The sequence below is a fragment of the Cellvibrionales bacterium genome (assembly GCA_016713115.1).
Taxonomy (GTDB): Bacteria; Pseudomonadota; Gammaproteobacteria; order Pseudomonadales; family UBA7239; genus UBA7239.
This window is the reverse complement of the sequence record JADJPU010000001.1, coordinates 1,647,981-1,663,756: the sequence shown is the minus strand read 5'-3', so window position 1 is coordinate 1,663,756 and position 15,776 is coordinate 1,647,981. Positions and strand designations below refer to the sequence as shown.

9 protein-coding genes are annotated in these 15,776 nt (G+C 48.6%); 1 reads left to right on the top strand and 8 read right to left on the bottom strand.

Going from position 1 to position 15,776, the window contains the following annotated elements:
* Nucleotides 1–63: 63 nt before the first annotated feature.
* The gene (locus IPK30_08220) at nucleotides 64–2,172 is read left to right on the top strand and encodes an EAL domain-containing protein (protein ID MBK8103254.1); all 2,109 of its coding nucleotides are present in this window, start codon (nucleotides 64–66) and stop codon (nucleotides 2,170–2,172) included.
* A gap of 14 nt (nucleotides 2,173–2,186) precedes the next feature.
* Here the strand turns inward: IPK30_08220 and IPK30_08215 are convergent, their stop codons facing one another.
* From IPK30_08215 to IPK30_08180, 8 genes are all read right to left on the bottom strand, one after another.
* Nucleotides 2,187–3,503, bottom strand: coding sequence for a DUF3391 domain-containing protein (locus tag IPK30_08215; GenBank protein MBK8103253.1), 1,317 nt, complete (start codon nucleotides 3,501–3,503; stop codon nucleotides 2,187–2,189).
* 146 nt (nucleotides 3,504–3,649) lie between these two features.
* Nucleotides 3,650–4,708, bottom strand: a complete 1,059-nt coding sequence (hemE, locus tag IPK30_08210; GenBank protein ID MBK8103252.1) for a uroporphyrinogen decarboxylase — start codon at nucleotides 4,706–4,708, stop codon at nucleotides 3,650–3,652.
* 76 nt (nucleotides 4,709–4,784) lie between these two features.
* The gene (locus IPK30_08205; protein MBK8103251.1) at nucleotides 4,785–6,248 is read right to left on the bottom strand and encodes a glutamate synthase subunit beta; all 1,464 of its coding nucleotides are present in this window, start codon (nucleotides 6,246–6,248) and stop codon (nucleotides 4,785–4,787) included.
* A 69-nt stretch (nucleotides 6,249–6,317) separates the two neighbouring features.
* Entirely contained in the window at nucleotides 6,318–10,988 is a 4,671-nt protein-coding gene (locus IPK30_08200; protein MBK8103250.1) for a glutamate synthase subunit alpha, read from the bottom strand.
* 114 nt (nucleotides 10,989–11,102) lie between these two features.
* The gene (locus tag IPK30_08195) at nucleotides 11,103–11,900 is read right to left on the bottom strand and encodes an SPOR domain-containing protein (protein ID MBK8103249.1); all 798 of its coding nucleotides are present in this window, start codon (nucleotides 11,898–11,900) and stop codon (nucleotides 11,103–11,105) included.
* A 5-nt stretch (nucleotides 11,901–11,905) separates the two neighbouring features.
* Nucleotides 11,906–12,997 (bottom strand): 3-dehydroquinate synthase, encoded by a 1,092-nt coding sequence (gene aroB / locus IPK30_08190; protein MBK8103248.1) that lies wholly within the window; start codon nucleotides 12,995–12,997, stop codon nucleotides 11,906–11,908.
* A 28-nt stretch (nucleotides 12,998–13,025) separates the two neighbouring features.
* Nucleotides 13,026–13,544: a shikimate kinase gene (locus tag IPK30_08185; GenBank protein MBK8103247.1), complete on the bottom strand. Its 519-nt coding sequence runs from the start codon at nucleotides 13,542–13,544 to the stop codon at nucleotides 13,026–13,028.
* A gap of 47 nt (nucleotides 13,545–13,591) precedes the next feature.
* A complete protein-coding gene (locus tag IPK30_08180) occupies nucleotides 13,592–15,730 on the bottom strand; it encodes a type IV pilus secretin PilQ family protein (protein MBK8103246.1) in 2,139 nt (712 codons plus the stop codon).
* Between the last annotated feature and the right edge of the window lie 46 nt (nucleotides 15,731–15,776).

Sequence of the window (15,776 nt, the reverse complement as noted above, 5' to 3'; positions counted from 1 at the left end):
GGCAAGTTCGCTATCATCGTCCACCAGTCTTACATCCTATAAAACACTTATAAAAAGCCTGTCATGAGCAAATCTGAAACCACCCGCCTTCTCATCATCAACGACAACGCCAGCGAGGTAGAACGCCTGCTGAGTATGTTGCGCAACTCTGGTCACGCCATGCGCTCGCAACATGTGCCCAGCATTGAAGGCTTGGAAAAATTGTTGGGCGATCAAGCGTGGGATTTGCTGTTAGCCGTAGACGCTGCAAAATCTTGCAACCCAAAAGATGCACTGCGTGCGATCAAAAAATTGGACAAAGATATTCCAGCGATTTTTCTGACAGAAACCGATCCCGATGAAATGGCGATGGCGCTCATTGATGGCTTGAAAGCGGGCGCGCGCGATGTAGTGATCCTGGATGACGATCAGCATTTGCTGATGGTTATGGCGCGTGAACTGGGCAACTTGCAAGAACGCCGCGAACGCCGCACGGCTGATAGAAAATTATTAGCTTCCGAAAAACGCTGCCAACAATTATTGGACAGCTCACGCGATGCGATTGCCTATGTAGAAGACGGCATGTTTTTGTACGCCAACCAAAGCTTTGCTGAGCGTTTTGGCTACCAAGAAACCGACGACATTATTTCTATACCCGTTATCGACATCATCGCCACTGCCGATCAAGAAAAATACAAAAGCTTCATGAAAGCTTTTAAATTCAGCGAAGATGACAAACAAGAGTTGGCGCTCACCGGCACACGCGCTGATGGCAGCGCTTTTAATATTGATATCGCAGTAACGCACGCTGTTTATGAAAACGACCCCTGCACACAGCTACTCGTCGCGGCACAAATTGGCCTTGATAGTGCCGCCGTTGCTGCAGAAATCAAAAAAGCCAGCAACATCGATCCACTCACCGGTATTTACAACCGCCTGTATATGAACAGCGCTTTGGAGCAAGCTGTTCACAACGCATCAGAAAAAGACAAATACAGCTCACTGCACATTATCAGCATCGATTTGTACGACGAAATGCGCGCGTCATTGGGCGCATCCGCACGCGACAGCGCCACCAAAGACCTCGCCGATTTCATCAAAAGTACGCTGGGCAGTAATGGCACGCTAGGCAGAATTGCCGACGGTGAATTTGCTTGGCTGACCAGCGGCACCGACGAAGATCAGCAAACGCAGCAAGCCAAAACTTTGTGTCAAAAAATAGCTGCCCACATTTGCCAAGCGGGCGGCAAGACCACACAAGTGACGGTCAGTATCGGCATTTGTCCGATCACAGAAAAAATCACCAATCCTGATCAAGTTTTGGATCGTGCGCATACCGCCTGCGCAGAAGTGCGCAGCGCCGGCAAAAATGGTACCGGCAACGATGCCCGTTACTTCATTGCCAAACTGGGCGCTGCCGATGCAGAAAAAGATGATTCACTCATCACTGAAGTTATTGAAAATACTTTGCGCAAAGATGGCTTCTCGCTGAAGTATCAACCTTTCATCAGTCTGCAAGGGGATACCACCGAGCACTATGAAGCGCTGCTACACATGGTTCCCGATGAAGGCGGCAAAACCATCGACAACAAAGAAATATTCCGCGTACTTGGCAGCAACAACGAATTGGGCAAAAAAATAGATCGCTGGACAACCATCAATGCTGCAAAAGCCCTAGCTGCGCATCACAGCACCGGACATGACACGACCATGCTAATTAACATCAGCGCCGCCACACTGCGCGATGAAGGCTTCCCCGCTTGGTTAAAAGTTGCATTGAGTACCGCCAACATTCCTGCGAAATCTATCATCATGCAGCTTTCTGAAACCGATGCCGCCAACTACCTCACGCATGCCAAAACTTTCTGCGACGCCATGAGTGACCTCAATATTCGTTGCAGCATTAAACACTTCGGCTGCTCATTAGACCCTTTTAAAACACTGGCGCACCTGAATGTAGAAATGGTAAAAATCGATGGCTCATTCGCCAACGACATTCAACACAAAAACGAAAAAACAGATACGCTCAAAGAGCTGATCACAAAACTCAATGAAACAAGAAAAACTTCCATCGTGCCTTATGTAGAACAAGCATCACTGATGGCCACACTTTGGCAGTCAGGCGCACACTTTATTCAAGGCAACTATGTACAAGCACCGCGCGAAAAAATGGACTATGTCTTTGAGGAATAAAAAAGGCGCTGATTTCAGCGCCCTGTAATATTGCCCAACATGGTGCGCCAGTTCCAAGTTTCCTTAAGGTAACTGTCGCGCACTTCGGCGATATCAATATCAAAAGCGCCGGGCTCTAGGTCTTTCACAATTTCGATTGCTTTAATAGAACTGGTTGGTTGGCCGCGTTTTTCTGCTTTGCGCAATTTCTCTGAAAAATCTTCAAACAAATCAAGAATCGCAGGCTCTTTGAGTCTATTTTTATCTTTATCAACAACGATAGCCACTTTTGGTTTTAGGCGGCGCGCAAAAGTTTGCTCCACGACAACAGCCACTTCACCGGTATTCAACTCAATCAATGTGCCAGTAGGATAAATCCCCAGCGCCTGAATAAACTGCACAACCAGCTCTTCTTGGAATTCGATGTTGCGCATGTCATACAGCTTCGCCATGGCCTTCGACGGTGCCAATGGATACTTACTATTACGCGGATTTGTCACCGCGTCGTAAACCGTAACAATGCCGGCCACTTTGGCTAAGAAAGGAATTTTGTCGCCAATCAAACCCTGAGGAAAACCTGAGCCATCAAAACGCTCGCAGTGATTGCGCACAATATGAATAATTTCAGCGGGCACCCCTGGGGTTGTACGCAAAATCTCAACGCTGTGTTCGATAAATTTCTTATATTCTTCTTGTTGTTCTAGTGTTCGATCTTCTTCTGGAATCACCAACAACTGCTCAGGCAATTTCACCTTACCTACATCTTTTAGCAAGCACGCAGATACCAAGGCATTCATTTCTTTTTTATCAAGACCGATGTGCCTGCCAAATACGCCAGCCCACACTGCCGAGCGCACGATATGACCATAAGTAAATTCGTCTTTATCCCGTATGCGCGACAGCCATGAAAACGCATCAGGGTTGCGCACAACGGAATCAACCACCTGACTCGCCAACTGCGTCGCTTTTTTGACCTCTACAACTCCACCTTGGCTCACCCCGCTCATTATTTCATTGAGATTGGCCTTGATATCACTGTGCAGTTTTTCTGCCGCTACATTTTCTTTTTTCAGCGCAACTGGATCGCTGTAAAAATTATGGCGCAATTTCAGTGGCGCAGCCGTGATCTGCTGGCGTTGTCTTGCCTCAGCCGCATCAGCAGCACCGCCGCCACCTTTCTTTTCTATCGTGGAATGTTTAACCGCAACCGGCTGCTTGCCGCGCTGCACATCAATCAGCACATATTTGCAGTACAAACGCAGTTGATCGATTTCATCCGGCTGACGGATGAAAAAACCCTGCAATGGAAAGGGCGTTTGCGACCAGGGTCTATCCAACCCTGATACATACATGCCAATGATCAGCTCATTGACATCAACTTTAACCTGTTTAATACCGGACACGCTGAACTCCCTTGAGATCGCCTGTTCTTCACTACTTCTGCGATCAATTTACCGTTTTTCAGCGGCAGTGCAAAGCCTTTATCTGCACTAAATGCTTATTTTTGTTGAGAAAATTCGTGAACCGCATCAATAAGACATCCTGCATGCTCTGGCAACACATCCGGCGTTATCCCATGCCCCAGATTAAAAACATGTCCCTGATGTGTGCCAAAGCTCTCAATAATGCGTTTCACTTCTGTGCGTATCGCCTGCGGTGAGGCGCGCAAAATTGCCGGATCCATATTACCCTGCAATGCCACTTTACTACCAACACGCTGGCGTGCATGACCAATATCAACTGTCCAATCCAAGCCTAGCGCGTCACAACCTGACTCTGCCATCACCTCTAACCACTGCCCACCGCCCTTGGTAAACAAAATCACTGGCACGGTTCGCCCTTCGTGCTCTCGCTGTAACTGTTTAACCACACGACGCATATACGCCAGTGAAAACTCCTCGTAAGCCGCATGGCTCAGAGCCCCGCCCCAAGTGTCAAAGATCTGTACTGCCTGCGCACCCGCTGCAATCTGCTCATTGAGATAGGTCGCCACGGAATCTGCTAGCACCGCCAACAACTGATGCATCAATACGGGCGTGTCGTACAGCATTTTTTTTGCGTGGACAAAATCGCGGCTAGAACCGCCCTCTATCATGTATGTCGCTAGCGTCCACGGGCTGCCAGAAAAACCAATCAACGGCACTGCACCGTTCAATTCACGGCGAATTAATTTCACCGCATCCAACACATAGGGCAAATCTTTTGCGGGATTGATTACCGCCAGCTGAGCAACATCATCTTCCGTACGGATTGTTTTACGAAAACGCGGGCCTTCGCCTTCTTCAAAAAATAAACCCAAGCCCATTGCATCAGGAATGGTGAGAATATCTGAAAATAAAATTGCAGCATCGAGTGCATAACGACGCAAAGGCTGCAAAGTCACTTCACAGGCCAATTCAGGATTCATGCACAGCGCAAGAAAATCGCCCGCCTTGGTGCGTGTTGCACGATACTCAGGCAGATAGCGCCCCGCTTGGCGCATCATCCACACTGGCGTCATATCCACAGGCTGTCGCTGTAAAGCACGCAAAAAGCGATCGTTCTTTAATTCAGTCATCACAACACACTCTGGCTGTTATTAAAAAAATAAGGCCGCAGTCGGCGGCCTTTGTGTAAAAATTTGCCAACCAATACTAGCGCGGCAAATCAGATGCCCCCATCAAGAATGCATCCACTTCTCGTGCACATTGACGGCCTTCACGAATAGCCCATACAACCAATGACTGCCCACGGCGCATATCGCCCGCCGTAAATACCTTATCTACCGAAGTGCGATAGCAGCCTTCGCCATCGGTAGTCGCCTTCACATTGCCTCGCGCATCTTTTTCAACACTGAAAGCATCCACCACCGCAGCAACCGGTGAAACAAAACCCATCGCCAACAAAATCAAATCGGCTTTGATTTCAAACTCGGAGTTTGGCACTTCTTCCATTTTTCCATCTTTAAATGCAACGCGGCAGGCGATGATTTTTTCCACCTTGCCATCTTTGCCTTCAAAGCGTTTTGTCGAAACAGCCCAATCGCGCTCGCAACCCTCATCGTGTGAAGTAGACGTGCGCAATTTCATCGGCCAGTACGGCCACACCAGCGGTTTATTTTCCTGCTCTGGCGGCTTAGGCATCACTTCCAACTGCGTCACGCTCAACGCACCGTGGCGATTGGATGTGCCTACGCAATCCGATCCGGTATCGCCTCCAGCAATCACCACCACATGTTTACCCGCAGCAAGAATTTGTTTGGATAGTTTGTCACCCGCATCTACTTTATTTTGTTGCGGCAAAAATTCCATCGCAAAATGAATGCCTTGCAACTCACGACCAGGCGCAGGCAAATCACGCGGCATTTCTGCTCCGCCCGCCATAACCACCGCATCAAAATCTTTCTGCAGTTGTTCTGGCGAAATTGTTTCTTTTGACCAGTTGTTCACGATGCTAGGGAAATCTTTACCAACCAATACGCCCGTGCGAAATGTTACGCCTTCCGCTTGCATCTGCTCCATACGACGATCAATAACGGATTTCTCCATTTTGAAACCAGGTATGCCGTAACGCATCAAACCACCGATACGATCATTTTTTTCAAACACGGTGACATCATGCCCTGCACGCGCCAATTGCTGCGCCGCTGCCAAGCCCGCAGGGCCAGAACCAACCACCGCCACTTTTTTACCTGTTTTTTGAGCAGCGGGCTGCGGCACAACCCAACTATTCTCCCATCCTTTTTCTGCAATAAATCGCTCGATGGACTTAATACCCACCGCGTCGCGATTTACATTCAAAGTGCAAGCCGCTTCGCAAGGCGCAGGACAAATGCGCCCCGTAAACTCAGGAAAATTATTGGTGGAATGCAGTGTATTCAGCGCTTGCTGATAATTGCCTTTGTAAACCAAATCATTCCAATCAGGAATGATGTTGTTAATCGGACAGCCTGTTGTACAAAACGGCGTACCGCAATCCATGCAACGCGCAGCTTGCACTGTTGCCTTTTCATTTGCCATTGGAATGACACATTCTTTGTAGTGTTTGAGGCGCTCTGCCACTGCGCCATATTCGTCTTTCTGACGATCAAACTCCATGAAGCCTGTAACTTTACCCATACTAAAAACCTCTATATCCAAATTAGATTCTGATTGCGTGTTTACGACACAAACAGAAACCCTTGGCTTTTACGCAGCCACGCTGGCAGCTGCATTAATTTCGCGCAATGCGCGGCGATACTCGTCAGGAAACACTTTCACAAATAATTTGCGGCTGTTATCCCAGTCTTTGAGAATGACTTGCGCACGCTCACTGCCTGTATATTTTGCATGGCGCTCAATCAAACTCTTCAACAAGGTTTCATCTTCAACACCCTGTTCACCGCGCAGTTCGCTGTGCCACATAGCGCGCTCAACTTGTTTGTCTTGTTCCGCTGCTGTCAAAACTGGTTCCAGTTTCACCATATCCATATTGCACTTGCTAGCAAAATTGCCTGCTGGATCGTATACATAGGCGATACCACCCGACATACCCGCTGCAAAGTTGCGGCCAGTGTCGCCTAACACCACAACTGTTCCGCCCGTCATGTATTCGCAGCCGTGATCGCCCACGCCTTCAACAACAGTGGCAGCGCCAGAATTGCGCACCGCGAATCGCTCACCCGCCACGCCGCTGAAATACGCTTCACCGGCAATCGCACCGTACAGCACAGTGTTGCCGATGATCATGTTTTCAGAAGCGACTCCACGAAAATCTTTGTTAGGACGAACGATTACGCGACCACCCGACAAACCTTTGCCCACATAGTCGTTGCCTTCACCCACCAAATCCAGTGTGATGCCGTGCGCCAAAAATGCGGCGGCTGACTGCCCCGCCGTGCCATTTAATTCGATATGAATGGTGTCATTCGGCAAACCGGCATGACCGTAGCGCTTCGCCACTTCACTGGACAGCATGGTGCCCACGGTGCGGTTCAAGTTTTTCACCGGCGAAGTGAAAGAGACTTTTGTGCCTTTTTCTAAGGCCGCAGCAGACTTTGCAATCAACTCGTTATCCAGTGCTTTATCAAGGCCGTGATCTTGATTCTCCACATGATAACGCTCTGCAACGCTCGCCACTTTTGGTTGATACAGCAGTTTGCTGAAATCCAAACCTTTGGCTTTCCAATGCGTAATCGCTTTGGATTTATCCAACAAATCAGAACGACCAATCAATTCATCAAATGTACGCACACCAAGCTGCGCCATAATTTGACGCGCTTCTTCCGCCACAAAGAAGAAATAATTCACCACATGTTCAGGCTTGCCAGAAAACTTTTTGCGCAACACTGGATCTTGCGTGGCCACACCGACTGAACAAGTATTCAAATGGCATTTGCGCAACATAATGCAGCCTTCCACCACCAAAGGCGCCGTAGCAAAACCGACTTCATCAGCGCCCAGCAGCGCTGCAATCACTACATCGCGACCGGTTTTCATTTGACCATCCGCTTGCACGCGAATACGGCTGCGCAAACCGTTGAGCACCAGTGTTTGTTGCGTTTCAGAGAGACCCAATTCCCACGGCGCACCGGCGTGTTTTACAGAAGACAATGGTGACGCACCAGTGCCGCCATCGTGACCGGCAATCACCAAGTGATCCGATTTCGCTTTAGCCACACCAGCAGCAACAGTACCTACACCCACTTCAGCCACCAACTTCACCGAAATATCAGCGCGTGGATTGGCGTTTTTCAAATCGTGAATCAACTGCGCCAAATCTTCGATGGAATAAATATCGTGATGCGGAGGCGGTGAAATCAAGCCCACACCCGGCACAGAAAAACGCAGTTGTGCGATGTATTCCGACACTTTGCCACCGGGCAACTGACCGCCTTCACCCGGCTTTGCGCCTTGCGCCATTTTGATCTGGATTTGATCGGCAGAATTCAAATATTCAGCCGTGACACCAAAGCGCCCAGCCGCTACCTGTTTGATGCGCGAACGCAGTGAATCGCCCGCTTGCAGCGGAATATCCGCCACGATGCGATCGCTGCCGATCACCGAGGCAATGGTGTCGCCATCTTTAATCGTCACACCTTTCTGTTCACCGCGATAACGCAATGGATCTTCACCGCCTTCACCTGTATTCGATTTACCACCAATGCGGTTCATTGCCACTGCCAAGGTGGTGTGCGCTTCACTGCTGATCGAACCCAATGACATTGCGCCGGAAGCAAAACGCTTCACGATTTCTTTTGCCGGCTCCACTTCTTCCACAGGAATAGGCTGCGCTTTGTCAAAACGGAACTCAAACAAACCGCGCAGCGTCATGTGACGCTGGCTTTGGTCGTTAATGATCTGTGCGTATTCTTTATATGTGCTGTAGCTGTTGGTTTTTGTGGAATGCTGCAATTTGGCAATCGCATCCGGCGTCCACATATGCTCTTCACCGCGCACACGGAAAGCATACTCGCCACCCGCATCCAACATAGAAGCCAACACTTGGTCGTTGCCAAACGCTTGTTTGTGTAAACGAATGGCTTCTTCAGCAATTTCAAACAACCCAATGCCTTCCACATTAGAGGGTGTGCCGGTGAAATATTTATCCACCAAGGCGCGATTCAAGCCAATCGCCTCAAAAATTTGCGCGCCGCAGTAAGACATGTAAGTCGAGATGCCCATTTTGGACATGACTTTCATCAAGCCTTTACTGATGGCTTTTTTGAAGTTGTAAACCGCTTTTTCAGCCGTCAATTCGCCAGGCAAACTGTTCGCCAATTCTGCCAATGTTTCAATAGCCAAATACGGATGCACAGCTTCTGCACCGTAACCGCCCAACAAAGCAAAGTGATGTACTTCTTTTGCCGAGCCTGTTTCTACCACCAAACCTGTAGCTGTGCGCAAACCTTTTCTCACCAAGTGCTGATGAATAGCGGCCGTTGCCAACAGCGCGGGAATTGCAACGTGTTCTGCGTCCATTTTTCGATCAGACACAACCAAAATGTTGTAACCATCTTTGATCGCATCAACCGCTTTGGCACACAGAGAAGCCAAGCGCGCTTCTACACCTTCTTTGCCCCATGCAACGGGGTAACAAATATTGAGTTCAAACGATTTGAAGTTGCCGCCAGTCAATGCATCAATGCCGCGAATACGCTGCATGTCCGCCACATCCAACACCGGCTGCGACACTTCCAAACGCAGCGGCGGGTTGATGTTATTGGTATCCAGCAAATTCGGTTTCGGGCCGATGAAAGACACCAAGGACATCACCATCGCTTCACGAATTGGATCGATAGGCGGATTGGTAACCTGCGCAAACAACTGTTTGAAGTAGCTGTACAGCGGCTTCAATTTATCGGACATCACCGCCAGCGGTGAGTCATTGCCCATCGAGCCGGTAGCTTCTTCGCCGTTTTGCGCCATCGTAGACAAAATGGTTTTGATGTCTTCTTGCGTATAACCAAAAGCCTGCTGACGATCCAACAAACTCACCGTTGACGCATCAACAGCAGCATCCGCCGCTTTCAATTCTTCCAATTTGATGCGCACAGAATTAATCCATGCTTTGTAAGGTTTGGCGCTGGCGTAAGTATCCTTCAACTCTTTGTCGCCAATGATGCGACCTTCTTCCAAATCAATCAGGAACATTTTTCCTGGCTGCAAGCGCCATTTTCTGGTGATATTCGCATCGGAAATTGGCAGCGTGCCAGATTCTGATGCCATCACTACCAAGTCATCATCGGTGACGATAAAACGCGCTGGGCGCAGACCGTTGCGATCCAAGGTGCCACCGATGTAACGGCCATCCGTAAACGCCAGTGCCGCAGGACCATCCCACGGCTCCATCATTGCCGCGTGGTATTCGTAAAACGCGCGACGATTTTCATCCATCAACGTGTGGTTTTCCCACGCTTCAGGCACCATCATCATCATTGCTTGCGCAATCGGATAGCCCGCCATCACCAGCAATTCCAGCGCATTATCGAAGCATGCGGTATCAGATTGCCCTTCATAAATCAGCGGGAACAATTTCTGTAAATCATCGCCCAACACAGCAGATTTCATCACACCTTCGCGCGCGCGCATCCAGTTGAAATTGCCTTTCACGGTATTGATTTCACCGTTGTGCGCGATCATGCGATACGGATGCGCCAATGGCCATTCTGGGAAGGTGTTGGTTGAGAAACGTTGATGCACCAGCGCCAATGCGGATACGCAGCGCGGATCTTGTAAATCTTTGTAATAAACACCAACTTGGTTAGCTAACAACAAGCCCTTATAAACGACCGTGCGCGCCGACATCGAAGGCACGAAGAACTCTTTGCCGTGACGCAATTTCAAAGACTGAATAGCGTGCCCCGATGACTTGCGGATGATATACAGCTTGCGTTCTAACGCATCTGTTACCAACACGCTTTGACTGTGGCCAATAAAAATCTGACGGATCACAGGCTCTTTGGCGCGCACGGTGGGCGACATGGGCATAGCCAAGTCAACCGGCACATCGCGCCACCCCAAAATTACCTGCCCTTCGTTGCGCACAGCGCGCTCAATTTCTTGCTCGCAAGCAATGCGCGAAGCTGATTCTTTCGGCAAAAATACCATGCCCACACCGTACTCACCGGCGGGCGGCAGGTTTACGCCCTGTTTTGCCATTTCTTCGCGGTAAAACTGGTCAGGAATCTGGATCAAAATACCCGCGCCGTCGCCCATCAACGGGTCAGACCCCACCGCGCCGCGATGCTCAAGGTTTTCCAGAATCTGCAGGCCTTGCTCAATAATAGAGTGACTCTTTTGGCCTTTTATATGGGCGACAAACCCGATACCGCAGGCATCGTGTTCATTGGACGGGTTGTATAAGCCGCGCGCACGCATAACTCTTCTCCGCTACTAACTAGAGTGATTTGAAACATTGCTGGGAGGGCAAGGGGGGGCGATTCTAGCGAAAAAACCCACCTCTTGTGAAGGAAAAAGTGCAGCAATACCAGTCTATTGCGCGAAAACCTCGCCCTGTTTGCGCACCCAAGGTTTCACGCCCTTTTTCGGTGCGTCCGGTAACTCAGACAGTGCGGTCTGCGCCTCCTGCTTTGTAGCAAAAGAGCCGTAAACCAAAATGAACCACGGCTTGCCGTCTTTAGTTGTTTTGTGAATGGTACTGGGCGTTGTTGGGGGCAATTGTGCTCTGATGCGCTCGACACCAGATTCATTGAAAGCTGCAATCAACTGTACAGTGTAGTTATCTGGCTTCGCCTTCCACTTCACGCCACCGGATTTAACAGGCTTTTCAGCAGTCGGTGTTGGCTTTGCCACTTTCTTGGGCGTTGTCTGTTTATTCTCTGCAGGCGTCAACTTCGTATCGGTTTTGGGCGGAACAACCGGCTTTGAAGTCACACTCACTGGCTGCGCGATGGCTTCAGGCACATTGGCATTGGAGCTTTGCAATGCGGCAGGCGGAGGTGCTTGCTGTGCGGATGGCTGCAGCACAGGAGGTTCAGCACTGACTGGCTGCGGCGGCACTACGGATAAAGGTTGCAGTACAACGCTTTGCTGCGACTCCTCGCCTGATCGACTTACCAGCCATACAATACCGCCCAAACAAATACACACCACAATCAACAACGGCAACAAAAAAACTTGCTGCTTGCTATGTCGCGCTGTAACCGCCACATGATCGCGTCTGTTTTCAGCGGTAAAGCCACTGTATGTTTCTTCTATCAACTCCGGATCGACATCGGAAGCTGTAGCATCAGAAACAAATGGCTCTTTTCTGGATGGATAGTCGTTCAAACTGTTCACCGCCCAACATCTTCGCGACAGGCATCTATCGCTCGATTAATTAGATCAATAGGCACGGAATCTTTAATCACCGCTTTACCAATAGCTTCAAGCAGAATCAGACGCAAGCTGCCATCCAAGATTTTTTTGTCACGCTGCATAAATTCAATAAAGTCATCCGCAGTCATGCCTGCTGGAGCACATGTCGGCAAACCCAACCGCGCCATGATAGTGCGCACGGCATTACCGTCTTTTTGAGACAACAGACCCAAGCTAACCGACAGTTCAGCAGCAATCACCGAGCCAATAGCAATCGCCTCGCCATGTAAATAACCCGTGTAATTTTGCCAAGCTTCAATGGCATGCCCAAAGGTGTGGCCGTAATTCAACAGCGCACGAACACCCATCTCTTTTTCATCAACTGCAACGATATTGGCCTTATTGCTGCACGAACATTCGATAGCGTGAACCAACGCATCTGAATTTCTTTGCAACAAAAGATCAGCATTTTCCTGCAACCACTCATAAAACGGTTTGTCATTGATAAGGCCGTACTTAATCACCTCAGCCAGACCAGACCGATACTCACGATCCGGCAATGTGTTCAATGTTTCCACATCAATCAACACACATTCCGGCTGATGAAAAGCGCCGATCATGTTTTTTCCCAGCGGGTGATTCACACCCGTTTTTCCGCCCACCGAAGAATCAACCTGCGCCAGTAAAGTAGTGGGAATTTGCATAAATGCTACGCCACGCTGATAACAGGCAGCAGCAAAACCCGTCATATCACCAATTACGCCACCGCCCAGTGCTACCAGCGTAGTTGTTCTGCTGTGCTTTTCACGAATCAATGTATCAAAGACAAGGTTCACGGTTTCTAGGTTCTTATGCTTTTCACCATCGGGAAGCACAACAGCGTGGCATGTCTGTCCAGAAAACAACTGTTTCACTTTTTCTAAATACAAGGGCGCAATACGATCATTGGTAACAATCAAAACCTGCTTGGCAGCCAAGTGAGAAGACAAATAGGAGGCGTTATTTAATAGTCCGTTACCGATATAAATCGGGTAAGACCTGCTACCCAGCTCAACAGAAAGCGTTTTCACAGCACACACCAATCACGACAAAACACTGTCAGCAATTATAGTGCAACCTGTATAAGCGAATAACCTCACGAGCGACATACCTCATGGGCTTAGCACTGGTTTGCACAACGCAGTCAGCCACATCCATGTACAACGACTCTCGCTCTTCAATGATTTTTTGCAGAATCTCTCGAGGGTTACCATTTCTTAGCAACGGACGCTTCTTGTCGCGACCAACTCGCTGCACTAACTGTTGCAATTCTGCCTTCAAATACACGCAAAAGCCTGTATTTTTTATGATTGTGCGATTAACTGGAGAGAGTACGATACCGCCGCCTGTCGCTATCAGTTGGCCTGGCTGCGCAGCAATTTCTTCGAGGGTGCGTGATTCACGAAGCCTGAATCCTACTTCGCCTTCAACATCGAAAATCCAAGGAATATCTGCGCCAGCGCGCAGCTCAATCTCCCTATCAACATCTACAAATTTTAGGTGCAGCGCATCAGCTAGCGCCTTTCCTACTGTAGTCTTGCCGACCCCCATGGGGCCGACAAGATACAGATTTGGCAAACTGCCATCTTGCGTACCGACAACGGACTGATTAACGCCTTCACACATCAACGCTTATCAGCAAGTGGATCCTGCAACAAGCGAGGCGTTACGAAGATCAACAACTCTGTCTTGCTATCACTCTGTGATGTGTTACGGAAGAAGCGCCCAACCAAAGGTAGATCACCCAAGAAAGGAATTTTCTTCACCTCGTCTACCGTTTCGTTCTCAAAGATACCACCAAGCACCACGGTCTCTCCGTTGTTAACCAAAACGCGCGTGGTCAATTCCGTGGTGGCGATAACAGGAATACCGGCAACAAAACTCTCAATGCTATCCTTGTTAATGATCAAATCCATAATAATGCGATCATCTGGTGTAATTTGCGGAGTAACCTCAAGTTTCAGCACTGCTTCTTTGAAAGATGTAGTAGACGCACCACTAGACGAGGCTTCTTGATAACCAATTTCCTGACCACTTTTAATCACAGCCTTCTGCTTATCGCCAGTAATTACTTTTGGCTGAGAAACGACTTCGCCCTTACCTGTTTTTTCTAATGCTGAGAGCTCAACAGCCAACCAGCCATCATTGCCCAGCAACCCGATTGAAAACGAACCCGGATCACCCTCTTCTGGCTTAGCTCGCATATCGACAACCATGGAGTCAGCACCAGTAGGCGTACTGATAATGTCAAGATCGTCCGGTTTTACATAAGAGCCCGACTTATCGCCCCTGTTTCTAAATAGGGCATTATTGCCACTCAACACATTATTAATAGACCCATTAACAAAAGTATCTTTTGCACTAAGATCTAAACCCCACATCACACCCAAATCTTCGCGGAAACCTGAAGTGGCTTTTACTATACGCGCTTCGATAGACACTTGGCGCACAGGGATATCAATGCGCTTGATGTAATCACGAATCTGTTGAATTTTTGCCTCTGTATCATGGACAGTAATAGAGTTGGTTCTGCTATCAAGCGTTGCTGAGCCACGCGCTGACAGTAAACTCTCCTCTGACTGCCCATTTGCACTCACCCCGCCAGACTTTTCAAATAATTTATAAATATCATTTGCATCTGCGTACAAGATTTGCAAAAACTCCGTACGAATTGGAGCAAGCTCTCGCATTTGCTTCGCGGTTTCAATTTCTTCACGCTCACGCGTAGCAATTTCAGCAGCCGGAGCGACCATCAGCACATTACCAACTTGGCGCTTATCTAGACCTTTGGTTTTCAACACCAAATCCAAGGCCTGATCCCAAGGCACATTATCTAGGCGCAGTGTGATTTTTCCTTCAACCGTATCACTGGCAACCAAGTTCAGCTCTGTAAAGTCAGCAATTAGCTGCAACACAGAACGCACAGGAATGTCTTGGAAGTTTAATGACAGCTTTTGACCAACATAACTAAATTTCTGTGCACGCTCTTCCTGTTCCTTTTCAGACAATTGCTTAACACTAATTACATATTGATTGTCTGTCTGGTACGCCATGTAGTCATAGTTACCGTTCGACTTAATGGTAAATACCGCATTGCCGCCGCTGAAATCAGACGATACAGATTGAACCGGCGTAGCGAAATCAACCACATCCAATTTTCTTCTCAGAGCTACAGGCAATTGCGTCCCGCCGAAATTTACAGTGATTTGATTGCCTGTGTCCTCAACACCCACATTAACATTGGGATCAGTCATTGAAATAACAACTTTACCCTCACCGCCCTCACCACGACGGAAATCGACATCCTTAATGGCAGATCCATAAGTCGAAGTATCTGAAGCGATCTTCTCAGCCAAGCTGACGCCTTTTTTACTAACTTCCTGAATCTCACTCTTGCCAACGGTCATGATGAAGCTACTGCCTTCAAACCGTGTTTTATAGGTTTCCAATTGTGTCATATTCAAAATCAAGCGCGTTCTGCCGCCATCAGACAACACATTCGCGCTCTTCGCGCTACCAAAAGATAGCGGATATTTTTTCTCTTTAAGCGCACTATCAACGCCCTCAAAGTCCATGACAACACGAGCGGGCTTATCAATGTTATAGCCCTTTGGCTCGGGAGGCTTAACATCGAAATCCATTTTTACTTCAAACTTGTCACCTGGAAGTGACGCAAATGAAATGTTTTTCAATGTTGTAGCTTGTGCAGCCACAGCCAAGAAAGAAAAAAGAATCGGCGAAGTCGCCACCAATATTTTTTTCATATTATTCACAAGGCCACCCCTTTCCTTTCCAGTTGTATTTAACTGA